Origin of the sequence: Bacillus sp. RIT 809, from assembly GCF_016892495.1 — a bacterium.
Lineage (GTDB): Bacteria > Bacillota > Bacilli > Bacillales > Bacillaceae_G > Bacillus_A > Bacillus_A cereus_U.
Genome location: NZ_JAFEMR010000033.1, coordinates 1 through 25,653, shown reverse-complemented (window position 1 = coordinate 25,653; position 25,653 = coordinate 1). Strand labels below are relative to the sequence as shown.

The window sequence follows — 25,653 nt, the reverse complement described above, 5'->3', positions numbered from 1 at the left end:
TGTGTCGAACATAATAAATGTTATTTAATAGCAAATTAATGAAAACAATCCCACTTTATAGAAAAAAATAACAAATAATTCGACAAAAAAACAAAAATAAAGCGCATCATGTCGAACGGTGTCGATAATTTTAAAGAGTTTAAATTGTCATTTCATTTATATTATGTGCTATAATGCTATTTATATATTAAATACAAGCGATGTATATACGTTTACATAGTAGAAAAGTTGATAAAAATATAATTCGACAAACATTTCGAATTTGTCGAATTATGCGATAAAAAATTCTTTTAAAAAAAAGAATTATGACGTATTATATACATGGTTTAACTTTTTGGAAAAAGATAGTATTTATTATGGCTGATAAATTACTAATCTCCAAAAAGTGTTTGTAGATTAATATATGAATTTAGTAAATCACTAGTTTTTCAAATACATATTTCTAAAGCTAGTATTATATTTCTCAAGGAGGAAAATAAATCAATGGCAAAAAATAAGTCTTTTAACAAATTAATGGCTGGTACAATGACAGCTGCAATGGTAGCGGGAGTAGTAGCACCAGTTGCTGCATCTGCATCTGAAAATGCATTCACGGATGTTCAAAGTGGTCAGTGGTATACAAAAGCAATCAACGAAATGGCTGCAAAAGGAATTATCGCAGGTCAAGGTGATGGCACATTCGGTTTAGGTCAAGATGTAACTCGTGCTCAAGTAGCTACTTTCATGGTAAAAGCGAAAGGTCTTGAAACTGGCACAACAAAAACTCCATTCACAGATGTAGCTGAAGACAACATGTATGCTAAATTCATCGCAGCTGCTGAAGCTAACAAAATCATGGCTGGTTTAGGCGAAGGCAAATTTGGTCCAAACGAAAAATTAACTCGTGCACAAATGGCACAGCTTCTTGTTAACGCATACGGTTTCAAAGCTGATGAAAACAATAAGGCAACTTTCAGTGACATCGACGGCTTATCTTGGGCAACTGCAAAATCTTCAATCGAAACTCTTGCAAGCTTAGGTCTTGTATCTGGTGAAGGTGAAGGCAAATTCAATCCAAACGGTGTTGTAACTCGTGAAGCAGCTGCTCAGTTCATTTACAATGCAATGAACTACAAACAACCAGAAGCAAAAGTTGTTTCTGCAACTCCAATCAATGCTAAACAAGTAGAAGTTAAGTTCGGTACTGAAGTTAACATTGATACAAAAGATTTAGCTAAAAAAGCTGAAGCTTTAAAATTATTCACTTTAGAAGGTGCACCTGCTACAGATATCACTGTTTCTAGCGATAACAAAACTGCTGTAGTAACTTTCGAAAAATTAAACGATGTTAAAGACGTTGTATTAGTTGTAAACCCAGTTGAAACGAAAGCTGATGCTAAAGTAAAAACTGGCAAATTTACACAAGTAATCACTTACAAAGATACAGCACGCCCAGAAGTTAAAGGTGTAGAATATGTAGATGTAAACACTGCTAAAGTTTTATTCTCTGAGCCAGTTAAAGACATCGGTAAAGTAACTGGAACACAAGGTGCAACTTTAAAATCATTTAACTCAGGCGACAACTTCGCAACTATCGATTTATCTGCAGTTAAAGAAAACACTGAAGCTGTAGTAACAATCGTTGGTGCTACTGACTTTGCTGGTAACTTAATTTCTCCAAACCCAGCAAAAGTAAAAGTGAAAAAACAAGCGATCGATAAAACTGCACCACAAGTAACAGGTGTAGAAGCTGTTTCTAACAACCAATTAAAAGTAACATTCTCTAAAGACTTTACAGCAACAGCATTAGAAGCTGGTATTACTGTAAATGGCGAGAAAGCAACAAAAGTTGAACTAGATAAAGACAACAGCAAAATTGCTTACGTAACAGCTAACTTAGTAGATGGAATTAATAATTTCGAAGTTAAAGCTGGTACAACTGATAGCGTTGGCGCTAAATTAGAGAAAGACTACAAAAAACAAGTAGTTGTTACTCTTAAAGAAGATAAAGTAGCTCCAGAACTAGTTAAGCATGAAGTTGTAACTGAAGATAAAAAACAAGTTCTTGTATTAACTTACAATGAAGATGTAGCATTAGATACTAAACAACTTCCAGTAGCAGGTACTTTAGTTAAGGATTATGTAACTACAACACCTGATATTAATGTTACAGCTGCAGTAGACAGCAAAAACAAAAAAGTTGTTAAAGTTGATTTATCAACACTAGCAACTGGAAAATGGACAGTTGATTTCGGTGCAGGACTTACTAAAGATGCTGCTGGTAATGCAACAAAAGCAAAATCACTTACTTTTGATGTAGGTACAGTTAAAGATGAAGTTAAAGAACTTACTTACAGTGTTGATGCTACTGCTAAAAACAATGAAGTAATCATTACATTTGCTGGTCAAGTTGACGGTGCTTCAGCTACAAATGCAGCAAACTATGCAATTGAAGGTGCAAAAGTAGAAAAAGCTGTATTAACTAACAACGAAGCTAAAACAGCTACAGTAAAACTTACATTAAAAGCTGATTCAGTAGAAGCTACTGGTAAATATGCTGTATCTGTAAACGGTGTTAAAGATATCACTAAATCTGTAGAAGCAAAAGCAGCTGAAGCAGCTAATTTATATGTTGAACTTACTGAAAATGTAGCTCCAACAGTAGAAAAAGCTGAGCTTGTAGATGGTCAGAAATTAGAATTAACTTTCAGCGAAGCTGTTAAAAATGTTGACGCAGCAGACTTCATCGTTCTTCTTGACGGTAAAAATGCTGCTGAGTTAGAAAACAAAATTACTGTAAATGCAACTGACGTGAAAGATTCTAAAGTTACATTCACGTTCAACCGTGCATTAGACAGCAAAGAACTTGCTAAAACACTTACAGTAAAACCTGGTAAAGACGGCGTTAAAGTTACTGACAACAATGGTAACAAACTTGCTGCTTTCGAAAGCATTACTGTTAAAAACATCATTAAGTAATATATGAGTTATAAAAAAGGCGTTTCAAAGGTAGCTGAATAGCTACTTTTGAACGCTTTTTATTTTTTCTATTTATAGGAAAAGAAAAGGTGCTCCAGAAGCCAGTGTAACTGACTCTTTGGAGCACCTTCTTTTTTCATTATTCAATTTCCAAATCAACAATCATATAAGCAAGTATCACAGCGAAGAAAATACTTACGGCTGGCGCTGTTAGTACGTGGCCAGACATAAAGCCAATGCCGAGCGAAAGGACGAGTGTGCTAGCTAGCAGCATATGTTTTGTGCTCAGTAGTTTCTTGAAGTTTGTGATAATACGAATGAATATTTTTATACCGAAATAAAGAATTGGTAGTAAGTACATAAGGAACCCGACGATCCCAAATGCGAAGAATAGGTCGTGGAAATCCATTTCGACTAACTTTACTTTCACTGTATAGTTACCAGCATAGCCCATTCCAAATAGTTTTTGAGATAGTGGTGCGTCTTTATAGTATTGTTTGTACACTTTTAAAAGTTTGTCACGGTCACTGTAAATTAGACTTTTCATTTCAGAGTCTGTTAGTTTGCCTTGCTTATGTTCTTCTTCTGTAATTACTTTTCCTTCTTTTTCTTCTTGTAGTGATTTTTTGTATTCATATATTTGTAAATGGATGGTCATATTTTTTGCGATAGGAGTATGTGGTGTAAGTACAAGTAACCCTCCTAATATGATAGCAGCAATAACTGTGTTTACAAGATATGTGAATCCTTTACCTTCTTTTTTTCGATGAATTAAATATTCAATGAATAAGAATAAAAGGGCGATACCAAGTGTTAGAACAATTGCACCATATCCTACTTTCGTTCCGATCATAATACTTGCATACATCGCAAGTATTGTTGGAATCCAGTAATAGATTTTCGAGAAAGAAGTTGTTTTATGGATCGAATATAACACAACGATTGGGAACATAATTGCAAAAATAGAACTTAAATCATTTCCAGCAAAGAACCAACCTCTTGAACCGATTTTTGCGTTTGGATAGCTTGGAAAATCTGTACTAGTTAACATGGCTACAATCATTGAGATACTTAAGATTAAAGTTGCATATAAGAAATAGGTAATGATTTTATGAAACGTATATTCTTTATTTTTTAATTCTTTAAAGGCGATGATATATCCAAACAGTAATACAAATGGATATACGCTTTTTAAAATAAATTTCACTTCTTCGCCAAATGAAATTGGAGATTTGACCATTAAATTATTAACAAGGCCGATGGCGAGTACAAGTCCAAGTAGGCATAAGTAGAGAATATACTTTTTTGCATCTTGTTGTTTATAATGAAGAAGTAGATACCCTAATGCAAGAAGCATAAAGGCGAAACGGACTACGATTCCGACAGTTGCGCTCATGTGTAATATGTAGATTGAAAAAGATGTTAATAAATCTAAAATTGGTTGAAATACAATGAATAGCAGCAGTACATGTGGGAAGGAGTTATTCGCCTGTTTCAACGTATTAACCATATATTCCTCCAGTTCTTCATTCTTTTATTATCAGCACCCGATTGAGGGGATACGAGCCTTTTTTTATCGTAAGGCGAATGAATTTCAATATTTGTTTTTATGTATCAAACTTAAGAATACACCATTTCATTGTAATGGTAAATAGATGAAAGGTGTGGATAAACCGACGTTAATTGCTATATTTTGTAACGGGATTGTATGTTTTATTCAGGACTATGTACAAATTACGGGATTATTAGACAGAAAATTAAGAAAAAAAGAAGGTTTTTTCACCTGCTTTCTATAATTATATAAGTATAATCTTTATGTGGAAAAGAGGGGTATATATAATGGAAGTAACAAGTAAAACAGAATCTGTTGTTGTGAAATATGAAGGGCGCGTAGCAACGGTTATGGTCAATCGTCCAGAGGTGTTAAATGCATTAGATGAGCCAACGTTAAAAGAGTTATTACAAAAGTTGAAAGAAGTGGCGGAAAGTTCTGTTCACGTTGTTGTGTTATGCGGAAGTGGCCGTGGTTTTTCGGCGGGTGGAGATATTAAATCCATGCTTTCAAGTAATGATGAAAGTAAGTTTGAAGGCATCATGAATACAATTTCTGAAATCGTTGTGACGTTATATACGATGCCAAAGCTTGTTATTAGTGCAATTCATGGGCCGACTGCTGGGCTTGGATTAAGTATTGCATTAACAGCTGATTATGTCATGGCAGATATATCATCAGTTGTTGCGATGAACTTTATTGGAATCGCCTTAATTCCAGATGGTGGTGGCCATTTCTTCCTTCAAAAGCGCGTCGGTGAAAATATGACGAAGAAGATCATTTGGGAAGGGAAGAAATTATCAGCGACAGAAGCGCTAGATATCGGTTTAATTGATGAAGTAATCGGTGAGGATTTTCAAACGGCTGTGAAGCAAAAAATTAATGAATGGTTACAAAAACCGATTAAGGCGATGATCCAAACGAAACAAATTTTATGTGAAGTGAATCGCTCTAATTTAGAACAAACGCTGCAGCTTGAAAAACGCGGTCAATATGCGATGAGACAAACAGCAGATCATAAAGAAGGTATTGCTGCTTTTTTAGAAAAGCGTCTACCATCATTTAAAGGGGAATAAAGTGAAACTTTAATCCGCGGGGGATTTGTTTATCCCACGCGGATTATTAGTCTTACTGCCCGTTAATTCGAGATAAAGGGAAGAAAGTGCTAACACATTTTAGTATAATTGTGTTAGCACTTTTTTTAGGAGTAATAAATGAAGAAAATTATCGGTGTTATCGTTATGATTTTACTTACATATTATGCTTTGCATAGTACACCATCTCTTGCGGTACGGACTGCATTATTCTTTGAGGGACATCCAACTGTTGCTTTCTCTGGTGAAGTGAAGAAAGAACGGGATGTGAAAAAGGAGGCGATTCCTGATGAGTATCAAACCTTATACGGCGATAAGAAAGAAGAACTAGAGCATTACTTCTTTCCATTAGTAAGGGCGCACGGATCAGGAATTGATATGTTAAGTGCTTGTGTGAAAAAAGAGTGGTTTTTCTATAAAGCAGAGCTCGGGTGTTATTAAAAATAGGAGGGTAAGTGATGGTAACTTATAACAAGTTAGTAAGAGATCGTGTCCCAGAGAAAATTTTAATGTCTGGAAAAACATATACAGCACAAAAATTAACAGGACAAGCTTACATACAAGCGTTAGCGAAAATTGGTACAGAAGAAATTCGTGAGTTTGCTTCGATGAAAGATCGTGAACATGCGTTAGATTCACTTGCAGATGCACTTGAAGTTATTGTTTCATTAGCTCGCGCAGAAGGTGCAACAATTGAAGATGTAGAGCGTATTCGTAAGCAGAAAGAAGAAGAGCGCGGTGGGTTTGTAAGAGGCATTTATTTATTAGATGTTTCAGAAGAATAGTTTGATAGGAAAAGCATAGCGCCCGTGAATTGCGCTATGTTTTTTTGTTAAAGTGAATTTTATTATAATTTAGAAAATTGAACTATATGAGTAGAGGTTTCCTAGTAAATTTTGTATACTGAATAGTAGAGAAAATGAGGAGGAAACGATAATGGCACATCATGCAAAAGAAACGATGGAATTGATTAAAGAGCTTGTCTCTATTCCGAGTCCATCTGGGAATACGACGAAAATTATTAATTTTATTGAAAACTATGTAAGTGAGTGGAATGTAGAGACGAAGCGTAATAATAAAGGCGCTCTTATTTTAACGGTTAAAGGGAAGAATGATGAGCAGCATCGTTTATTAACTGCACACGTTGATACGTTAGGTGCAATGGTGAAAGAAATTAAGCCTGATGGCCGTCTTAGTCTATCTATGATTGGTGGATTTCGTTGGAACTCTGTAGAAGGGGAATATTGCGAAATTGAAACGTCAAACGGTAAGAAGTATACAGGTACAATTTTAATGCATCAAACTTCTGTCCATGTGTACAAAGATGCAGGGGAAGCGAAGCGCGATGAGAAAAATATTGAAGTTCGTATTGATGAGCGTGTCTTTTCAGCAGATGAAGTACGTGAGTTAGGAATTGAAGTAGGAGACTTCGTTTCATTTGATCCACGCGTTCAAATTACAGAGAGTGGATACATAAAATCACGTCATTTAGACGATAAAGTAAGTGTAGCAATTCTATTAAAATTAATTAAAAGATTACAAGATGAAAAGGTAACATTACCATATACAACACATTTCTTAATTTCTAATAATGAAGAAATCGGGTACGGTGGTAACTCTAACATCCCAGAAGAAACTGTTGAATATTTAGCAGTTGATATGGGAGCGTTAGGTGATGGCCAAGCATCTGATGAATATACAGTATCTATTTGTGCGAAAGATTCTAGTGGCCCATACCATTATGCATTACGTAAACATTTAGTTGAACTTGCGAAAGTGAATAATGTTGAATATAAAGTAGATATTTATCCATACTACGGATCAGATGCATCAGCTGCGATTCGTGCTGGATTTGATGTGAAACATGCGCTAATTGGAGCGGGTATCGATTCTTCTCATGCATTTGAACGTACACATGAAAGCTCCATCGCTCATACAGAAGCATTAGTGTATGCATATGTAATGTCTAATTTAATTGAAGACTAATTTCATAGAAAATAGAGAGGGCTGATTGAAAATATTATTTTTAATCAGCTTTTTATTTGGGGGATAAGATGAAGAAACTATTGATGGGTAGTATCGTTGTAAGTTTAGCGTTAAGTGGATGTTCTAAAGAAAGCGTAGGGGAAAAAGAAGTGACGAAGGTAGAGGATACCCAGGAAAAGAAAAAAGAGAGTGGAAAAATCCAAGGATCACAAATAAATCCGCAAGTGCAAAGTCGTTATACTGTTTCCATGAATTCTACTGAGGATGAAACGTATACTTTGCATGTATTTGCGAATAACGAACAGCATGAAACGCAAAAAGAAGTTTGGGTCGGTGCACAAGAAGGGGATCAAATATATACAGGTGAATATCAGCTTGCCTTACAATCTACAAGTGCGACATTATATTTGCAAGAGGCACAAATTGGAGAGTTTACATTTAATACGTCTAGAAAAAATGGCTTTGTTAGTAAAGGTACACCAGATTTTTTTGTAGCGTTGCAGCGTGAATCTTCTAATTTATCTACAGCGAAAGTTTTCTATATTCATAAAGGGAAAGTACTCGAAGTGAGAATTGGCGAAGGGGACCTAGGTATTGCAGGAACTTGTTTTAAAGCTTTAGATAAGGGGAAATTTCTTGTTGGAAATTACGATAACGGAGAAGGAATGTGGTACTTTTCGACTTTCCAAACAAATCTCGATACGGGAGAAGCGAAACTAGTTAGTGAGAAAAAACTTCCTTTAGAAGAAGGAAGAAAATATGAAGAAGACAATTTTAAGTAATTGAATTATATCCCGATATAGTAAGGCGCCCACATCAAAATTCGAAAATACGTAAAAATTATGATGGATGTGGGCTAATAATTAGTGGGGATGGACGTCTATAATGAGTATCGTTTCATTGTATCTATATTTATTATTCCCTATATATTCATCTTTAATAATATGTATAGGAAACGTATTTACTATAGGGATAGAATGTTATAAACTATTGTAGGAGTTATTTACCAGTTAATATTTTTAATATTAGTTTGATTAAGAGAATTGTATAATGTGAGGTTTTGAGAGGAGATTTGTTTTTCATGAAGTACAAAGCAATCGCTGCAGGTATATTAGCAGCAAATTTATTGGTATATCCAATTAGTAGTTTAGCAGAAACGAAGAAGTTTTCAGATGTTCCAGATAACGCATGGTCAAAAGACGCAATTTACTATTTAGTAGAGAGAAATGTAATTAGTGGTATGACGGACAGTACTTTTGCACCACAGGGTCTTTTAACACGTGCTGAAGCAGCGACAATTGTAGCGAAAGCAATTGGATTAAACGTTAATCCAGCTGCGAAGCCATCTTTTAACGATTCAAAAAATCATTGGGCAGCTCAGTACATTGCAGCAATTGAAAAAGAAAATATTATTGCAGGACGAGGCGAAGGGGTATTTGATCCTGACGGAAAAGTAACGCGTGCTGAAATGGCTTCTATGCTTGTGAAGGCTTATAAATTAAAAGGTTTAGTACAAGCCCCAGTGACGAATAAGTTTACTGACTTAGAAAATCATTTCGGTAACGAAGCAGCAAATATTTTAGTAGCGTTAGAGATTTCTGCTGGTACAGGGAAGACAACTTGGAGTCCAGATCTTTCTATACCACGTGAACAAGCTGCACAAATGACGTATAAAGCGGACAAGCTAAGCAAAAATAATGATAATGTTAGTAAACCAGAAACAGAGAAGAAAATGTATATAGATCGCAAGTTTATTACATATCACCAACCATCTTTATCATCAGGAATCACTGACGTGCAACATGATCCACAAACGGTTGTAGTAAAAGAAGAGCGTGATGGATGGATTAAAATTGTAACGAGTAAAGGTGAGAAATGGACACCTTTAACAGAAAAAAAAGAAGCTATTAATGAAGGATTTACTGCGTATGCAGAAGCTACACATTCTTCTAAAGTGGTAGGGAAATATGGATCGCAAACAGTAACGGTTATTGAAGAAAAAGATAGCTGGATTCGTATCCGTACAAATAGTGGCTTCCAATGGGTAGATAAAAATCAATTAAACCCAGTAAAACAAGGTAATTTCTTAGAAGGAAAAGCAATTATTATTGATCCGGGGCATGGTGGAATTGACTCGGGGAATCCTGGTTATTATGAGAAAGAAAGTCAAACCGTATTAGATGTATCATTACGATTACAGAAAATATTTGAGAAAAAGACACCGTTTACTGTGTTATTCACTCGTACAGATGATACTCGTCCAGGAGTAGACTCAACAGATTCATTGAAAAAACGAGTAGAGTTTGCACAGAAAAATAATGGAGATATTTTTGTAAGTATCCATGCTAATGGTTCTAAATATAAAGATGGACAAGGTACAGAAACGTTCTATTATCAGTCAGCAACGACAAGAGCAACTAATCCAAATACAGAAGAAAGTCGTTTATTAGCAGAAAAAATTCAAAAACGTCTTGTAGCAGCACTTGGAACAAAAGACCGTGGTGTGAAACCAGGTGATTTATATGTAATTAGAGAAAATACGATGCCAGCTGTATTAGCAGAATTAGCATTTGTAGATAATGCAAGTGATGCAAATAAAATAGCTACACCGGAACAGAGACAACATGCAGCAGAAGCTATTTATCAAGGTATTTTAGATTACTACGAAGCAATGGGTAATGACGTATCTTCTTTCCGTTAATAAATAATAGAGATTGCCATAGGCAGTCTCTTTTTATTTATAAAACAAATTATAAAGGTTTCTCTTTATTTCGGGCATGTGATATCATTTAATTTTATATAAATAGTATTCGAGTAATTGTGATCATAACAATTTTAAACGATAAAGGATGATAATAGATTGAGTAATTATAGTAAAACACCTGCATGTATATATACGTATGCGTTTCGCGAAGAGGAGCGTGCTTTATGTTACTTGGAAATGCGCTCGTTCTTTGGGATGGAGTCTCACGTTAATATTTTAAAAAGTGAAGTCAAGATTGCTCCGAGTAGAAGTCCGTTTATTAAAGAGCGCGTCGAGGTTATGTATGAAGGGGACGACTTAGAAAGCATTTTAAAACAAGTGGAACAAATCGATTTAGCGGGAGCGACATTCAAAGTTATCTTCGTTAAAATCAATGATCTTGGTAAAGAAAATAAAATTGAATATGGGGACAGACGCCTTATTGAACGAGACCTTGGCATGCATATTGAAGGAGAAGCGGATGTTCGTAATCCAGAGCGTGTATTCGGGATTGTTCCTCTTGGAGGACGCTGGTACTTCGGACACTATGTAGAAAGTGATCCGGTTTGGTATCATCATATAAAAAAACCGCATAGCTATTCGACATCACTGAGCACACGTGTTGCTAGAGCTGTCGCAAATATCGCTGTGCCAAACCCAGATGGAGTGCGAGCTATTGACCCGTGCTGCGGCATTGGAACAGTAGTAGTAGAAGCACTTTCTATGGGGATTAACATCGTTGGTAGAGATATAAATCCACTTGTAGTTCTTGGAACGAGAAAAAACATCGCACATTTCGGGTTTGAAGGAACAGTAACAAATGGCCCGATTGAAGAACTTACTGAGAACTACGACGTCGCAATTATCGATATGCCGTACGACCTATTTACGCACGCAACACCAGAAGACCAGTTCTCCATTCTTTCAAGTGCGCGCCGCATTGCAAAAAAGGTAGTCGTTGTTACGATGGAAACAATGGACGACATGATCCATGAAGCAGGATTTGAAATTACAGATCGCTGTATCACAAGAAAAGGATCATTTTCTAGACAAATTCTTGTTTGTGAATAGGAAAGGTCACCCGTTTATTAAATTAATAAATTACAGGATAGTTAGTCCATTATGAGGCTGATTATCCTTTTTTATTTAACAACAAATACAAAAACTCCATTTTGAATAAAGATTGATCAAAATGGAGTTACCCTTTTTAGCTAAGTATGAGATTTTTATAAAAAAGTTTGATTATTTTACTGAGCCTTAATGAATAACATTTCAAGAATACCAATAAAAAGCATAATCAGTCATAACTGAAGAATCACCCAACTGATGTAACATAGCTGAAATATTCCCTCTATGATAGGTTCCATGATTCACAACGTGTAAGACCATTTCAGATATACTTGTTTCTCTTAATCCTGCCCATGGATTATCCAACATTATTCTCTTTTCCATATCTTCCTGTCTGTTCAAAAAGGTTTTAAACCGGGATGTTAAAGTGTGAAATTCCGTTTCTAAGTCTTCAATGGGCAGTTTCTCAATCTTTTCTTGAATTTGAAATGAAGATTGCATTGCTTCATTCATACTCTGACCCTCAAGGGTATGAAGCCATCCATATTCCACCAAATAGAGATGAGATAAAACCTTTGAAACAGAAGAAAAGACACTTTTCATTTCCTTTTGATATTTCTCAGGAGAAAGTGTCTTAAGATGATCAATAATCCGTTGATTTGCCCATACATGATAGTTATATAGATTTTCTACATGATTTGCCATACAATCGCCTCCTTATCATCACGTTTTTTAATGTTCTTTATCAGAATGAATTATTCCTTTAAATATCATTACTTATTTGATGAGATCTTCAACTAAATGGCCCAATTGTTGAACAAAGGTCAAAGCAATCTTCAACTAACCTGCCCCGTTAGTTGAAGTACATTTCTTCACAATGTTTATCGTTAGATTAACATAAATATCCAACAAGAAAACATCAAACCTCTAAGAAATCTATAGAGGTTTGATGTTTTTAATCAATCTTTTTTACAAAGCTACACTTGTGACAAAAAAGCTTATTTTTTCATTTTGGGGTAATTCTGAATTCTTAAGTTGATGGGCATGCCTGTGTGGGTGACCTTTTTTTGGTTTGTATCAATGTGTGATTAGTTGGTAGTTTAGATGGGTGATTTGCCGGGATTTGTTGAATAGACGATATATCTCGAGAGTAATTTTGTTAGTAAATTACTCTTCTTTCGTTGTCTCTTGTTGTGCGATTAATAAATTGCGTAATACGTGTGCGCGGTAACTTTCTAGTTTTCGTCCTTCATGATAGCGAACACCTAATTTTTTAAGCTCAGCGACGTACCAGCCCTTTGTTCCGTAATACATTGGATCACTTCCTTTTTTCTTTTGAACAGTATATGTGGCGAGGTAAGAGAATTTTCTTTTTTTATTCATGAAATTTGCGGAAATGAACATTGAATATTCAGACTTATTGTATTATGATTAACTTATTATCGGATGACAGTGATTAGCCTCCCTGCAAGCCCGAGTTTACTTTTGTTCAATTGAATAGCGGAGCTTCTTTCCACTTGAACTTCCTTAGCAGGAGGACGAGCCATACGGATAGAGACAGTAAAATCCAATGTAAATGTGTACATTGTTTTTCTGGCTCTTTTTATTTTTTAGTCAAAGTAGGAGGGGATTTTTAGAAAGCGTTGTCAATGGAGTATGGTGCACATTCACGCTAATGGAGGGGCTGGTGAATTGTTTGGCTAAAGAGAAAAAGGAGTTACAGAAGGATTTAAAAACTCGGCATATAACAATGATTTCGATCGGCGGGGTTATCGGTGGTGGTTTGTTTGTAGGAAGTGGAACGATTATTCAATCGACGGGTCCAGCAGCGATTTTGTCCTATATTATCGGCGCTTTAATGGTTGTGCTCGTGATGCGGATGTTAGGAGAGATGGCAGCGGAAAATCCTGATAGCGGTTCTTTTGCAACGTATGCGAATAAAGCAATTGGGCCGTGGGCAGGGTATACGATTGGGTGGTTATATTGGTTTAACTGGGTCATTATTATCGCAATTGAAGCGGTGCTTTTAGGCGTGATGATTAACAATTGGTTCCCGTCGGTTCCAGCATGGCTGGCGAGTTTATGTATGGTCCTTTTAATGACGATGACGAATGTATATTCAGTAAAACTCTACGGTGAGTTTGAATATTGGTTAGCGTTTATTAAAGTTATTGCGATTGTTGCGTTTTTAATTTTAGGAGTTTCGATGTTTTTTGGATTTGTTCCGGGAGTGGAGAGACCGAGTCTCGCTATGGTTACGGAAAATGGAGGCTTCTTCCCGAATGGAATTGTTCCTGTCTTACTGAGCGTTGTATTTATTTCTTTCTCTTTATCGGGAAGTGAAGTCGCCGCGATTGCAGCCGGGGAATCGGAAAATCCAGAGAAGAATGTTATACGAGCTATTAATAGTGTAGTATGGCGCCTTATGCTTTTCTTCGTAGGTTCGGTAACGATTTTAGTTATGTTTATTCCGTGGACGGATAAGGAGTTATTAAAACTTCCGTATGCAAGTTTATTTAATATGGCAGGGGTACCTGCAGCCGCAGAAATTATGAACGGTGTTGTATTTTTATCATTACTTTCCGTTATGAACTCAGGTATATATACGAGTTCGCGTATGTTATTTTCACTTGCTAAAAAAGGCGATGCTCCGGCTAGTTTCTCACGGTTAAATAGTAGAGGGACACCGGTTGTAGCGATTTATGCAAGTATCGTATTTGCATTTATTTGCGCGATGTTGAAATTTATATCTCCTGATAAACTGTTTGCGTTTTTAGCGAATAGTTCAGGAGGGGTAACGATGCTGATGTATATGTTCGTTGCCGTTTCACATGTCAGGTTAAGACGAGAGAGGGAAAGAGAAGGGGCTGGAAAGCTGAAAGTGAAAATGTGGTTATTCCCTTATCTCACATATGCAACGCTTTTAATGATTATTACGATATTTGTTTCACAAGCGTTTATAGCAGATATGCGTATGCAGTTTTACATGACATTATTAGCTATGATTCTAGTAATAATAAGTTATTTTTTAAGAGTTAGAAAGTTCGATAAGCAAAAGTTGAATGATTTTACGATTATAAAAGATTCAGAAGTTAGCATAGAAAAAGAATAAGAAAAGGGGTAATGTTCCATGTTGAAAGAGAAGAAAGATATTACAACTACAAAATCTAGCATATTACATGAAAGAAGAAAAAATGCGGTGCCAGAAGGGCCTTACAATATTACAGAGTTGTATGTGCAATCAGCAAAAGGAGCGATTATTACTGATGTAGATGGTAATGAGTTAATCGATTTTGCGGGCGGAATTGGTATGCAAAACGTCGGGCATTGTCATCCGAAAGTAGTAAAGGCGATTCAAGATCAAGTGGAATCTTCTATTCATAGTTGTTTTCACGTAGCGCCTTATGAAAGTTATATTACACTCGCGGAAAGACTGAATGAGTTAACACCAGGTGATTTTAAGAAAAAAACGATGTTTGCGAATAGTGGTGCAGAAGCAGTAGAAAATGCGGTGAAGATTGCGAGAAAAGCTACGGGAAGAAGCGCGATTGTTTCGTTTGAGCGTGCATATCACGGACGTACACTTTTGACGATGTCACTGACAAGTAAAGTGAAACCGTACAAGCATGGATTTGGGCCGTTTGTATCAGAAGTATACAAATTACCATATCCGTACTATTACCGCGCTGAAGAAGGACTGACACCAGAAGAAGTAGACGCGCAAATTTTAGCGTATTTCGAACGCTTTATGTTAGAGGAAGTAGCAAGTGATAATATCGCTGCGATTATTTTGGAACCGCTTCAAGGAGAAGGTGGATTTATCGTTCCGACGACTACGTTCATGCAAGGTGTTCGAAATATTTGTGATAAATATGGAATTATTATGATTGCGGATGAAATTCAAACTGGTTTCGCTCGTACGGGTAGCTTATTTGCAATGGATCATTTCGGCGTAGCTCCTGATTTAATGACATTTTCAAAATCAATCGCTGCTGGAATGCCGCTGAGCGCAATAACAGGAAGAGCGGATTTGATGGATGCACCTGGGCCAGGTCAATTAGGTGGTACTTTCTCAGGAAGTCCGGCTGCTTGCGCGGCTGCATTAGCTGTTTTAGATGTAATCGAAGAAGAGAATTTAGTAAATCGTGCTGTAGAAATTGGCGAGCGCATGATGGAAGTGTTTAATAGCTGGAAAGATAAATACGAACTAATTGGTGATGTCAGAGGCCTTGGTGCTATGACTGCAATCGAGCTTGTAAAAGATAAAGAGACGAAAGAGCCAGCAGCAGAAGAGGTTAAAGCGATTATGAAGGAAACACATAGTAAAGGGGTCATTACGATAAGCGCTGGTATTTATAGTAACGTACTTCGCTTCTTGCCGCCTCTCGTTATAACAGATGAACAGCTTGAAGAAGGGCTTACTATTTTAGAAGCTGCTATTGCGAAACTATCAAAATAAAAACGGTGGGGGCAGGGGAATGAGGTTTTTCAATTATATAAACGGTGAGTGGAGAGAACCTTCTACGAATGCATACGTGAAAAATTATAATCCGCATAACGGGGAAGTACTAGGTGAATTCCCGTTTAGTTCAGTAGAAGATACACGAGTAGCAATCGCATCAGCGAAAGAAGCGTTTCATAAATGGCAAAAGTTATCGTTTCAAGAAAGAGCAAGTTATTTATGGAAAGCGGCAGCTATTTTAAAAGAAAAGGTAAATGAAGTTGGCCTAGATGTAACAAGCGAAGAAGGAAAGACGATTGCGGAAGGAATAGGAGAGACGAAGCGGGCGATTAGCATTCTTGAATATTATGCAGGGGAAGCAAATCAGCCGATCGGAGAGCTCATCCCGTCTGCTAATGAAAGTACAATGCTTTACAGTAAACGTGTAGCAGTAGGGCCAGTTGGATTAATTACACCGTGGAACTTTCCAATTGCGATTCCAGCGTGGAAAATGGCGCCGGCACTTATTTACGGAAATACGATTGTCATGAAGCCGGCCGAAGTTACGCCAAAATCGGTGTACCATCTTGTAAATGCCTTTCATGAGGTAGGCATTCCAGCAGGCGTTATAAATTGTGTATTCGGAAAAGGCTCTGAAGTTGGAGCAGAATTAACGGGAAATCCGGATATAAAAGCGGTATCCTTTACTGGTTCTAATCACGTTGGAAACATCATTCAAAAAGCAGCGGTTGAAACTCAGAAAAAAGCACAATTAGAAATGGGCGGAAAAAATCCGTTAGTTGTATTAAAAGATGCCGATATTGAAAAGGCGGTAAGTATTGCGATAAAAGGTGCGTTTATGTCAACAGGGCAAAAATGTACTGCAACAAGTAGAGTAATAGTCGAAGAGGACATTTATGAAGCGTTCAAGGGTCGACTGTTGCAGCGCACGGAAGCTCTTACAGTTGGGAACCCGCTAGAACCGGATACATTTATGGGCCCATGTGTTTCCAAGGGTCAGCAGCAATCTATTTTATCGATGATTGAAGTAGGAAAAGGAGAGGCTTCTTTACTGTATGGAGGCAGCGTGCCAGGCGAATCTGAACTGGAGCGAGGGTGCTATGTTTTACCGACTATTTTTGAAAATGTCGATAAAGATGCACGCATTGCGAGAGAAGAGATTTTCGGCCCAGTTATATGTTTATTTAAAGTGAATAGTTATGAAGAAGCAGTTTCTTTAGCGAACGATACAGAATACGGACTCAGTGCATCGATTTGTACGAATAATTTAAGTTTATCGCAAAGGTTTATTGATGATATGGAAGTCGGAATGGTACACGTGAATTCAGAAACTGCAGGAGCAGAACCACAAGTTCCGTTTGGCGGAATGAAAAACTCTAGTGCTGGACCGCGTGAACAAGGAAAAGCGGCGAAAGAATTTTATACAAGAATAAAGACAGTATACGTAGATCAAGTATAAGCGATAAAAAACATAGTAACGGAGGATGAAATATGCGTAAAGGGACATTTTTTATGGCAGGACATTCGAGACTTCCGAAAGGGATGGCTGTTCGCAGTATGTACGAGACACTAACAATTACAATTGAGGCAGATCATAAATATCATGTCATTATTGAAGCGTCATGTACGCTTGCGACAGAGCATGGTAGAGACTTCGTCGCTCAAATGTTGAGAGGGCATAGTTTGCAAGATGGTATTGAAGAAATCGTTCAAGATATTATGGACCATTATCAAGGAAAAGCGCAAAATGCTATCGTTAGTGCGGTAAAGGATTTACATCGCCAATACGTAAGTTATTTAAATGATGAACAGCCTGGGCGTGAGTACGAGGAAACAACACCATAAAAACTGTCTAGTTTATCCCGCATTAACGCGCAGTAAGATCTCCACAGATCAACTGCCCGTAAATGCCCGATTGGTAAAACTAATGATCAGTGGGGATGAACTACGTCCCCACTGATCAAAGTTTCACTTTATATCGCCATAAACGAGAGCCAGTTGTATTTCCGTTAACGGGAATACAACTGGCTCTCGTTTATTGAGGAGGCAAGAACTATGAAAAAGTTAAATGAAGTTCAAACTGTGAAACAAGAGGAGAAAAAAAGAGGATGTGCGGAAAGTAAGAGGATTTGTAAAATGTGTAAAGTATGTCGAGAAAATAATAAAAAACGAATTGACAGTTAGAATATTTTGAATTATTATTTAATTAATAAGATCCATACGAGAAATTAGCCTTCTCTATATCCGATCTTGCTTTCCTGTTTTACAAATATTCTCATACAAACTGTCTATTATTATTGTACTTTAAGAGATTAAAGAACATTCGTAATTATGAGCCAGTTGTACGTTTCTACGATTTTATGTCGTGGATACGTATGACTGGCTTTTTCGATGTTAGGGCAGTAAGACCGAATCTCAGCATAAGAAGATAAGGATAACTGTCTGTAAAAAACGTCAATAAGTTCTTCATATTTAAATTAGGGAGGAATTGAAATGTCGATTATTACAGAACAAAGTACGAAGATGAAATTTGCAAAGAAATATGAGGGATATGAGATTGTTCCTCATCCAGAGCATAAGCGTTTATACCATATTGTGTTAAATCAGCAATTGCTTAAGCAGTTTTTTGAAGAGGTAAAAGAGCATTCAGAGCAGTCATTACAATACATTCCTTATTCTCGGTTTAATCTTGCTGATGGAATGAGAAAGATTTTTGGGCAATCATTTATGGATAACATTCGCGGCATTGTTCATGACCGTGAAACGGGCGGATTTACAATTGGGGTACAAGGTGAAACGGCAGATCCAGCAGACTACGTGAAATTTGCAACAGCGTTAACACATTTAATCGGGGAGCCAAACTTTGATGCAATGACGGGAACGTATTATGCTAGATTTAATGTGAAAGATACAGATAGTAGTGATTCTTACCTTCGTCAAGCGTACCGATTGTTTACACTTCATACAGACGGTACATTCGTTGATGAACCGACAGATTGGCTTCTTATGATGAAAATTGAAGAGCAAAATGCAGTAGGAGGGGAATCCCGTTTACTACATTTAGACGATTGGGAAGATCTTCAAAAATTTAGAAATCATTCGCTCGCATCTGTTAAAGTTACGTATAAAGCACCACCAAGTAAAAATGCGCAAGAAATCGTCTATCGTGAAACGTTTTTTGATGTGAATAACGCACCATGTATTTGTTTTATTGATCAGTTCGCTTATCCAGATAATATTGAACAAGCAAACTATCTGAAAGACTTATCATATTCTGTTGAAAACTCACCAGCAACACATGCATTGAAATTACCAATTGGTGACTTAGTTCTGTTAAACAATTTATTTTGGATGCACGGAAGAGCTGCATTTGAAAAAAATAAAGATTTATATAGAGAACTAATGCGTCAACGTGGTTGTTTTTCTAAATAATATGTACGGCGGGTCTCTCAAGGAGACCTGCCTTTTATACTATTAAGGGGGAAGTAGGATGTATGACTTTATAATTATTGGCGGAGGAATTGTTGGGCTTTCAACTGGAATGGCTTTAACGAAAAAATTCCCTCGTGCGAAAATCGCGATCATTGAAAAAGAAAAGGAACTTGCACATCATCAAACTGGACATAATAGCGGAGTAATTCACTCTGGAATTTACTATAAACCAGGGAGTTATAAAGCGAAGTTTGCTAAAGAAGGAAACGCAGCTATGGTTCAATTTTGTAAAGAAAATGACATCGCTTATGACATGTGCGGAAAAGTAATTGTCGCTACAGAAAAGGACGAACTTCCTCTTTTACATAACTTATATGAAAGAGGCTTACAAAACGATTTACATATTTCAAAAATAGATAAGGAAGAATTAGCTGAAATTGAACCTCATGTAAAAGGACTTGGGGCAATCCGTGTTCCTTCTTGCGGGATTGCTGATTATAGAGGAGTAAGTTATGCGTTTGCTCGCTTAATTCAGGAAAGCGGTGGGGAAGTACATTTTGGAACAACCGCAGAGCGTATTACTGAGAAGAAAGACGCTGTAACAATTGAGACAAATCAAGGTGTATTTAAAACGAAATTTCTCATTAACTGCGCTGGATTACATAGTGATCGCATTGCGAAAAAGACAGGAATATTAACGGATATGAAAATTGTTCCGTTTCGTGGTGAATATTACGAACTCGTCCCAGAAAAACGCCATCTCGTAAAACATTTAATTTATCCCGTTCCAAATCCAGAATTCCCATTTCTAGGTGTTCATTTTACAAGAATGATCAACGGAGACGTACATGCAGGACCGAACGCAGTATTAAGCTTCAAACGCGAAGGCTATACGAAAACAGACTTTGACATTAAAGACTTCATGGAAACAATGACATACGCAGGATTTTGGAAAATGGCGATGCCCAATATGAAAGAAGGCATAAAAGAAATGGTGCGCTCATTTAGTAAACAATCATTCCTAAAAAGCTTGCAGCACCTAATACCAGAACTTACAGAAAAAGATATCGTGCCAACCCATGCTGGCGTAAGGGCACAAGCCATTTTATCAAACGGAAATATGGTTGATGACTTCTGCATTATCCCTGGCATCAATTCTCTGCATATTTGCAACGCACCGTCTCCGGCGGCAACGGCTAGTATAAAGATTGGTGAGGAGATTGCTAAGCAAGTGCCGGATGTGGTGGCGGTGAGGGTTTGATGGGTCCCCCGAGGTTTCGGGGGATTTTTTTGTTGTGGTTAGGTGTGTGGGTTTGAAATAAAGTTACGATGTTGCTAAAAAAGATGCAAAAAACAAATAGAGCTACATCACTTTGTTAAGTTAAATTAAGTAGTCGCCCTTATAATAGAGAAGTCCGCGCTATTATAAGGACGAATTAGTGCATTCTTATTTCCTACCACTCAAAATCATTGCATTTCCTAATACTTTTTTGTTCAATAAGAGTTTTGGTAACTCCATTTCTTCAGCAAGCTTGTAGCTATTCAATTCAGATACACCATGTTTCTTTAAGACATTTAAGAGCTCTTTTTCATCTCCAAATATTTTTTCATCCATAAATAAATCTAAGAAAACAAACTCGCCACCAGGTTTTAATACTCTTAATGCCTCATTAATTACTTCAGTTTTATTTTCTCTATCTTTTACTTCATGAAATGTTAGACAGCTTACAATTATATCAAATTCATCATCAGTAAAAGGGAGTTCTGCAGCACTTGCTTTCAGAAAATCAATTCTATCAGAGACCCCTTCTATTTCAGCATTCTGTTGGCATTGGGATTTGGAATATTCCCAATTTCCGCCCCAATAATCAATTCCAGTTAGAAAGGACTTAGGAAAAGTCTTTGCCAGTTTAATAATCAGTGAACCACTACCGGTTCCTATATCTAGTATTTTTTCTTTTCCACCCCAATTCACCTTGGCAACAATTAAATCATGTATTTTTGACTGATAATTCCCACCAAATGCTGCAAATTGGTAAACTGAATAAGAAAGTATAAATGCTATATAAATAAAAGGTAACGCAAAAATACCTGACAGGACTCGCAGATATAAATTAACAGGTAATAATGTTACCAAGAGAAGAATGAGTGAAATAACCAAAAAAATAATTAGTTTGTAAATTCGTATCCAAGTTTGATATTTAGTTTTTGTTTTCAACATATCAGCCATCCTTAAATAACCTATCTTTTGTTTACTATAATTATATAGGAAATAAATAATCCCGTCCTATAGTTTAAGTACATGACTTCATAATCCCCATCTATTTTAATATTAATATCCAATTATTTTAGAAGAGACCCTCAACAATCTGGCCCGTTTGTTGCAAAAGAAAAGGAGGTGCCACAGCACCTCCCAAGAACGAATATGTGGCTTGAATTCCACAATGAATTTTACACACTATGAATAAATGACTTTTTTACTGGCTTATGAACATACACACACCGCTGATTATCGCTCTACTTCATAAGTAATTCCGTACTTCTTTAATTTCTTATATAAGTTAGCCCGGGACATTCCTAACTTTTTCGCAGTGATGCTTTTATTTCCGTATGTGTCTTCGAGAGCTTGTATAATTCTAGTTTTCTCTAAGTTTTTTTTCTCATCAGTGAGTGAGCGCTCTGTATGATAGACAGATTTTTGCGAAGGTAATAGTTGTAAAATATTCGCTTCACGTATTTCTTTCCCGTCATGAAGGACAATTAATCTTTCTATTATATTGCGTAGTTCGCGAATATTACCCGGCCAAAAATATGTATGTAGCCTGTTCATTGCTTCTTGATGAACGAATGGAGCGGGCTTGTTATATTTAAAAGAAAATTCCTTTAAGAAATGATGAGTTAAAAAGGAAATATCGTCCGTTCGTTCCCGTAATGGCGGGATGTGCGCCGTAAAAACATTTAATCTATAAAACAAATCAGATCGAAACGTTCCGCTGAGCACCATGTCTTCTAAAATACGATTCGTTGCAGCAATAATTCTTACGTTTATTTTTTTCGGCGTTTGCCCACCAATTCGGTAAATCTCTTTTTCTTGTAAAGCGCGAAGTAGTTTTACTTGCATATCAAGCGGGAGCTCGCCTACTTCATCTAAAAATAAAGTACCGCCATTTGCTAATTCTAACTTTCCTGCCTTTCCGCCCTTAGCGGCTCCAGTATATGCTCCGGATTCATAACCAAATAACTCACTTTCAAATAGGGCGGCAGGAATAGCGCCGCAATTAATCGGGATAAAAGATTGCTTACTTCTCAGGCTTGCTTCGTGAATAGCCTGGGCAAATAGCTCCTTCCCAACACCGCTTTCTCCTGTAATTAAAATCGTCGCATCGGTTTTCGCTACCTTTTTCATGTTGTGGATTATGTGCTGAAGTGTTGCGTTACTTCCTTTAATCGTGCTGAAGGGGTCATCTTGTTGATGCTGAATCATTTGCTTTAATTGCTGTAATTCTTCAGAAGTAGAGGATAATTTTTCATTTAACTTAATCGTTACGGTAATATCTCTTTCTACAGACATAGATCCAATTAATTCATTGCTTTCGTCATAAATAGGAGTCGTACTAATTAATACATGCTTATCTGGCCGAGGAAGATGATAAATATCTCGAACCGGTTGCCCGCTCTCAAGAACTTTCAAATTCATAATATCTTCCTTTGAAAAAAACTCTTGCACATTTTTGCCGATAATATCTTCTTTTCTTATGTCATACATTTTTTCTGCTGCCTCATTCCAGTACAACATAACGCCCTTCGTATTTACGATAGAAATCGCTTCTTCCACGTAAGAAAGGAGTGTATGCAACGTTGGAACTGCAAAGTTATCGAATTGTTTCATAGTGTATCCCCCAAAGTTTTTATAAAAAAGTAGACAGTGGTATACAGATTTGTTGCCAAAAGGATACACCTTTTTCTGAAAAATGTAAACAAATTAACGCTCTACACTTTGGCATGATATTTGCAATGGAAATGGTATAAAGATATGAAGGAGAGATAGAAATGAAGATTAGTAAAATATACACAACAATTGATGCTCACGTAGCTGGGGAACCACTTCGAATTATTACGGGCGGAGTGCCAGTGATAAAGGGAGAAACACAACTAGAAAGACGCGCGTACTGCATGGAACATTTGGATCATCTTCGTGAGATTCTTATGTATGAACCGAGAGGACATCACGGAATGTACGGTTGTATCATTACTCCGCCTGCAAGTGCTCATGCTGATTTTGGCGTTTTATTTATGCACAATGAAGGCTGGAGTACGATGTGCGGTCACGGCATTATTGCTGTTATTACAGTTGGAATTGAAACAGGTATGTTTGAAGTGACAGGTGAAAAACAAAAATTCATTATTGATAGCCCTGCTGGGGAAGTTATTGCGTACGCAAAATATAACGGAAGCGAAGTTGAGTCAGTATCATTCGAAAACGTTCCTTCGTTCGTATATAAAAAAGACGTTCCTATCAAAATAGATGACTATGAATTCCAAGTAGATATCGCGTTTGGCGGAGCATTTTATGCTGTTGTAGACTGTAAAGAATTTGGTTTGAAAGTCGATTTCAAAGACTTATCTGCAATTCAAACGTGGGGCGGAAAAATTAAACATTATATTGAAAGTCAAATGGAAGTAAAACATCCACTTGAAGAAGATTTAAAAGGAATATATGGTGTTATTTTCTCAGATGAACCGAAAGGAGAAGACGCTAGCTTACGAAATGTAACGATCTTCGCAGACGGGCAAGTAGACCGTTCCCCTTGTGGCACAGGAACTTCCGCAAGAATCGCAACCCTTTTTGAAAAAGATGCCTTACAAAAAGGAGAGATTTTCATCCACGAATGCATTACTGACGGCAAATTTGAGGGAGAAGTATTGTCGGTAACAGAAGTAGATAAATATGAAGCTGTCGTTCCGAAAGTAACGGGGAATGCATTTATTACAGGATTCCATCAGTTTGTTGTAGATCCGAGGGATGATTTGAATCGGGGGTTTTTGTTAGCTTAATGTTTTCTTAAGGGAGGGACCTTTGGATGAAGTGGTGGCGAAAACAAAATTTACCTGTGAAAATTTTGATAGGGGCATTAATCGGTATTGCTTTAGGTATAGCATTTGGACCGAAAGTAGCTGTTTTAAAGCCGATTGGGGATATATTTATTCGCTTATTACAAATGATTATCGTTCCTTTAACTTTTTTAAGTATCGTCTCAGGTATTGCGGGGCTTGAAAATCCGAAAATGTTAAGGGCGATTGGCGGCAGGATTTTTATTTACTATGCAGTCACAGCGGTATTAGCGACAAGCATTGGCGTAGTGATCGCTTTTATTATCAACCCTGGTAAAGGAGTAGAAGGTCTTCTTGCGAATGGGCAGAACTTTAAAGAAGAGAAGTTTAGTTTTGTAGATAATATCGTGCAATGGTTTCCTTCTAACGTCATTCAAGCAGCCTCAGAAACGAGTATGCTTCAAATTATTATCTTTGCTATTTTTGTCGGGGTGGCACTTATTCTTCTTGGGGATCAAGCGAAAGGAATTCGTAAATTAGTGCATGAAGGATCAGGAGTCATGATTAAAATTGCAGAGCTCGTTATCGGATTTGCCCCATACGGAATTATGGCGTTAATTGCTCATGTAGTTGGCACATTTGGAGCTGACATGCTTACTGCGGTCGTTAGCTATGTAGTAGCTGATTATTTATCATTGCTACTCATTGTGTTCATTATGTACCCAATTGTACTGAAAGTTTTCGGGAAGATAAGCCCAATTCATTTTTACAAACAAGTGAGTCCAGCTATGCTCGTAGCTGCTAGTACGACATCAAGTAGCGCAACGCTTCCAGTAACGATGGAAGTTGCGCAAAAAAGACTTCGTATACCTGAATCGGTAGCTGGTTTCACCATTCCACTTGGAGCTACTGTTAATATGAACGGACTATCAGCAGCGCTCGGTGTTTTAGCGGTCTTCGCATTAAATGTATATGGCATTCCGATTACATTTGGGCTTATTCTGCAAACTGTATTTTTAGGAATTGTCCTTGCAGCGGGCTGTGCTGGTGTAAAAGGTGCGGACGTTATTACCGCGACTATTTTACTTTCTACACTAGGGCTCCCGCTAACAATTATTCCGATCATTGCGGCGGTTTCTCCGCTCGTTGATATGGGCCACACAGTTGTAAATATTACGGGTGATTTAGTAGGGGCGCAGGTCGTGAATGAAAATATAGCACAAAGTGAGGAGAAGAATATAGGAAAGGGTAATTAACTGTTACGATTTATTTAACCAAGTATAACTAAAGTTAATTAAATATATCA

The 25,653-nt window shown here is 37.0% G+C and carries 22 protein-coding genes; 17 read left to right on the top strand and 5 right to left on the bottom strand.

What is annotated here, in order from left to right; genetic code table 11:
- The first annotated feature begins 483 nt into the window (after positions 1–483).
- Entirely contained in the window at positions 484–2,958 is a 2,475-nt protein-coding gene (locus JTF23_RS24870; RefSeq protein ID WP_204210011.1) for an S-layer homology domain-containing protein, read from the top strand.
- A 139-nt stretch (positions 2,959–3,097) separates the two neighbouring features.
- On the opposite strand, the gene JTF23_RS24865 is transcribed toward JTF23_RS24870, so the two are convergent.
- A complete protein-coding gene (locus tag JTF23_RS24865; protein ID WP_204210010.1) occupies positions 3,098–4,468 on the bottom strand; it encodes an O-antigen ligase family protein in 1,371 nt (456 codons plus the stop codon).
- Positions 4,469–4,797: 329 nt separating this feature from the next.
- On the opposite strand from JTF23_RS24865, the gene JTF23_RS24860 reads away from it, so the two are divergent.
- The 7 genes from JTF23_RS24860 (at position 4,798) to JTF23_RS24830 (ending at position 11,404) form a co-directional block, all read left to right on the top strand.
- Complete coding sequence (locus JTF23_RS24860; RefSeq protein WP_204210009.1) at positions 4,798–5,586, top strand: enoyl-CoA hydratase; 789 nt, start codon at positions 4,798–4,800, stop codon at positions 5,584–5,586.
- 138 nt (positions 5,587–5,724) lie between these two features.
- Positions 5,725–6,045 carry a hypothetical protein gene (locus JTF23_RS24855; RefSeq protein WP_204210008.1) on the top strand — a complete coding sequence of 107 codons (321 nt, stop codon included), beginning with the start codon at positions 5,725–5,727 and terminating at the stop codon, positions 6,043–6,045.
- Positions 6,046–6,062: 17 nt separating this feature from the next.
- Positions 6,063–6,389: a nucleoside triphosphate pyrophosphohydrolase gene (locus tag JTF23_RS24850; protein ID WP_204210007.1), complete on the top strand. Its 327-nt coding sequence runs from the start codon at positions 6,063–6,065 to the stop codon at positions 6,387–6,389.
- Positions 6,390–6,540: 151 nt separating this feature from the next.
- Positions 6,541–7,590, top strand: coding sequence for a M42 family metallopeptidase (locus JTF23_RS24845; protein WP_204210006.1), 1,050 nt, complete (start codon positions 6,541–6,543; stop codon positions 7,588–7,590).
- Between the two features lie 68 nt (positions 7,591–7,658).
- Entirely contained in the window at positions 7,659–8,372 is a 714-nt protein-coding gene (locus JTF23_RS24840) for a hypothetical protein (RefSeq protein WP_204210005.1), read from the top strand.
- A gap of 299 nt (positions 8,373–8,671) precedes the next feature.
- Positions 8,672–10,291, top strand: a complete 1,620-nt coding sequence (locus tag JTF23_RS24835; RefSeq protein ID WP_204210004.1) for an N-acetylmuramoyl-L-alanine amidase — start codon at positions 8,672–8,674, stop codon at positions 10,289–10,291.
- A 159-nt stretch (positions 10,292–10,450) separates the two neighbouring features.
- A complete protein-coding gene (locus tag JTF23_RS24830) occupies positions 10,451–11,404 on the top strand; it encodes a TRM11 family methyltransferase (RefSeq protein WP_199715409.1) in 954 nt (317 codons plus the stop codon).
- Positions 11,405–11,605: 201 nt separating this feature from the next.
- Here the strand turns inward: JTF23_RS24830 and JTF23_RS24825 are convergent, their stop codons facing one another.
- Complete coding sequence (locus JTF23_RS24825) at positions 11,606–12,106, bottom strand: DinB family protein (RefSeq protein WP_001273686.1); 501 nt, start codon at positions 12,104–12,106, stop codon at positions 11,606–11,608.
- 462 nt (positions 12,107–12,568) lie between these two features.
- Positions 12,569–12,784, bottom strand: a complete 216-nt coding sequence (locus JTF23_RS24820) for a YflJ family protein (RefSeq protein ID WP_033710642.1) — start codon at positions 12,782–12,784, stop codon at positions 12,569–12,571.
- Positions 12,785–13,088: 304 nt separating this feature from the next.
- On the opposite strand from JTF23_RS24820, the gene JTF23_RS24815 reads away from it, so the two are divergent.
- The 7 genes from JTF23_RS24815 to lhgO all read left to right on the top strand — a co-directional run bounded on the left by JTF23_RS24815 (position 13,089) and on the right by lhgO (position 20,556).
- Positions 13,089–14,513 (top strand): amino acid permease, encoded by a 1,425-nt coding sequence (locus tag JTF23_RS24815; protein ID WP_204210003.1) that lies wholly within the window; start codon positions 13,089–13,091, stop codon positions 14,511–14,513.
- 18 nt (positions 14,514–14,531) lie between these two features.
- Entirely contained in the window at positions 14,532–15,860 is a 1,329-nt protein-coding gene (gabT, locus tag JTF23_RS24810) for a 4-aminobutyrate--2-oxoglutarate transaminase (protein WP_002114776.1), read from the top strand.
- Between the two features lie 19 nt (positions 15,861–15,879).
- A complete protein-coding gene (locus JTF23_RS24805; protein ID WP_016103868.1) occupies positions 15,880–17,322 on the top strand; it encodes an aldehyde dehydrogenase family protein in 1,443 nt (480 codons plus the stop codon).
- Positions 17,323–17,354: 32 nt separating this feature from the next.
- Entirely contained in the window at positions 17,355–17,708 is a 354-nt protein-coding gene (locus JTF23_RS24800; protein ID WP_002114774.1) for a DUF3870 domain-containing protein, read from the top strand.
- Between the two features lie 210 nt (positions 17,709–17,918).
- Positions 17,919–18,047 (top strand): hypothetical protein, encoded by a 129-nt coding sequence (locus tag JTF23_RS28170; protein ID WP_286674650.1) that lies wholly within the window; start codon positions 17,919–17,921, stop codon positions 18,045–18,047.
- 309 nt (positions 18,048–18,356) lie between these two features.
- Positions 18,357–19,295 carry a glutarate dioxygenase GlaH gene (glaH, locus tag JTF23_RS24795; protein WP_002114772.1) on the top strand — a complete coding sequence of 313 codons (939 nt, stop codon included), beginning with the start codon at positions 18,357–18,359 and terminating at the stop codon, positions 19,293–19,295.
- Positions 19,296–19,353: 58 nt separating this feature from the next.
- On the top strand, positions 19,354–20,556 hold the full coding sequence (gene lhgO / locus JTF23_RS24790; RefSeq protein WP_002114771.1) for an L-2-hydroxyglutarate oxidase: 1,203 nt from the start codon (positions 19,354–19,356) through the stop codon (positions 20,554–20,556).
- A 186-nt stretch (positions 20,557–20,742) separates the two neighbouring features.
- Here lhgO and JTF23_RS24785 read toward each other — a convergent pair whose 3' ends face one another.
- Positions 20,743–21,516 carry a class I SAM-dependent methyltransferase gene (locus tag JTF23_RS24785; protein ID WP_204210002.1) on the bottom strand — a complete coding sequence of 258 codons (774 nt, stop codon included), beginning with the start codon at positions 21,514–21,516 and terminating at the stop codon, positions 20,743–20,745.
- Positions 21,517–21,804: 288 nt separating this feature from the next.
- Positions 21,805–23,184 carry a sigma-54 interaction domain-containing protein gene (locus JTF23_RS24780; protein WP_204210001.1) on the bottom strand — a complete coding sequence of 460 codons (1,380 nt, stop codon included), beginning with the start codon at positions 23,182–23,184 and terminating at the stop codon, positions 21,805–21,807.
- A gap of 161 nt (positions 23,185–23,345) precedes the next feature.
- Between JTF23_RS24780 and JTF23_RS24775 the strand changes: the two genes are divergently transcribed.
- Both JTF23_RS24775 and JTF23_RS24770 read left to right on the top strand, forming a co-directional pair.
- Positions 23,346–24,350 carry a proline racemase family protein gene (locus JTF23_RS24775; RefSeq protein WP_204210000.1) on the top strand — a complete coding sequence of 335 codons (1,005 nt, stop codon included), beginning with the start codon at positions 23,346–23,348 and terminating at the stop codon, positions 24,348–24,350.
- 26 nt (positions 24,351–24,376) lie between these two features.
- Positions 24,377–25,603 carry a dicarboxylate/amino acid:cation symporter gene (locus JTF23_RS24770; protein ID WP_204209999.1) on the top strand — a complete coding sequence of 409 codons (1,227 nt, stop codon included), beginning with the start codon at positions 24,377–24,379 and terminating at the stop codon, positions 25,601–25,603.
- Positions 25,604–25,653 lie beyond the last annotated feature (50 nt).

Bases quoted from the DNA above. Each gene is read 5' to 3' on its own strand.
- JTF23_RS24835 (WP_204210004.1), top strand. From the start codon at position 8,672: ATGAAGTACAAAGCAATCGCTGCAGGTATATTAGCAGCAAATTTATTG.
- JTF23_RS24800 (WP_002114774.1), top strand. From the start codon at position 17,355: ATGCGTAAAGGGACATTTTTTATGGCAGGACATTCGAGACTTCCGAAA.
- JTF23_RS24780 (WP_204210001.1), bottom strand. From the start codon at position 23,184: ATGAAACAATTCGATAACTTTGCAGTTCCAACGTTGCATACACTCCTT.
- JTF23_RS24850 (WP_204210007.1), top strand. From the start codon at position 6,063: ATGGTAACTTATAACAAGTTAGTAAGAGATCGTGTCCCAGAGAAAATT.
- gabT (WP_002114776.1), top strand. From the start codon at position 14,532: ATGTTGAAAGAGAAGAAAGATATTACAACTACAAAATCTAGCATATTA.
- JTF23_RS24865 (WP_204210010.1), bottom strand. From the start codon at position 4,468: ATGGTTAATACGTTGAAACAGGCGAATAACTCCTTCCCACATGTACTG.
- lhgO (WP_002114771.1), top strand. From the start codon at position 19,354: ATGTATGACTTTATAATTATTGGCGGAGGAATTGTTGGGCTTTCAACT.
- JTF23_RS24845 (WP_204210006.1), top strand. From the start codon at position 6,541: ATGGCACATCATGCAAAAGAAACGATGGAATTGATTAAAGAGCTTGTC.
- JTF23_RS24820 (WP_033710642.1), bottom strand. From the start codon at position 12,784: ATGAATAAAAAAAGAAAATTCTCTTACCTCGCCACATATACTGTTCAA.
- JTF23_RS24775 (WP_204210000.1), top strand. From the start codon at position 23,346: ATGAAGATTAGTAAAATATACACAACAATTGATGCTCACGTAGCTGGG.
- JTF23_RS24785 (WP_204210002.1), bottom strand. From the start codon at position 21,516: ATGTTGAAAACAAAAACTAAATATCAAACTTGGATACGAATTTACAAA.
- glaH (WP_002114772.1), top strand. From the start codon at position 18,357: ATGTCGATTATTACAGAACAAAGTACGAAGATGAAATTTGCAAAGAAA.
- JTF23_RS24840 (WP_204210005.1), top strand. From the start codon at position 7,659: ATGAAGAAACTATTGATGGGTAGTATCGTTGTAAGTTTAGCGTTAAGT.
- JTF23_RS24805 (WP_016103868.1), top strand. From the start codon at position 15,880: ATGAGGTTTTTCAATTATATAAACGGTGAGTGGAGAGAACCTTCTACG.
- JTF23_RS24870 (WP_204210011.1), top strand. From the start codon at position 484: ATGGCAAAAAATAAGTCTTTTAACAAATTAATGGCTGGTACAATGACA.
- JTF23_RS24825 (WP_001273686.1), bottom strand. From the start codon at position 12,106: ATGGCAAATCATGTAGAAAATCTATATAACTATCATGTATGGGCAAAT.
- JTF23_RS24860 (WP_204210009.1), top strand. From the start codon at position 4,798: ATGGAAGTAACAAGTAAAACAGAATCTGTTGTTGTGAAATATGAAGGG.
- JTF23_RS24770 (WP_204209999.1), top strand. From the start codon at position 24,377: ATGAAGTGGTGGCGAAAACAAAATTTACCTGTGAAAATTTTGATAGGG.
- JTF23_RS28170 (WP_286674650.1), top strand. From the start codon at position 17,919: ATGAAAAAGTTAAATGAAGTTCAAACTGTGAAACAAGAGGAGAAAAAA.
- JTF23_RS24855 (WP_204210008.1), top strand. From the start codon at position 5,725: ATGAAGAAAATTATCGGTGTTATCGTTATGATTTTACTTACATATTAT.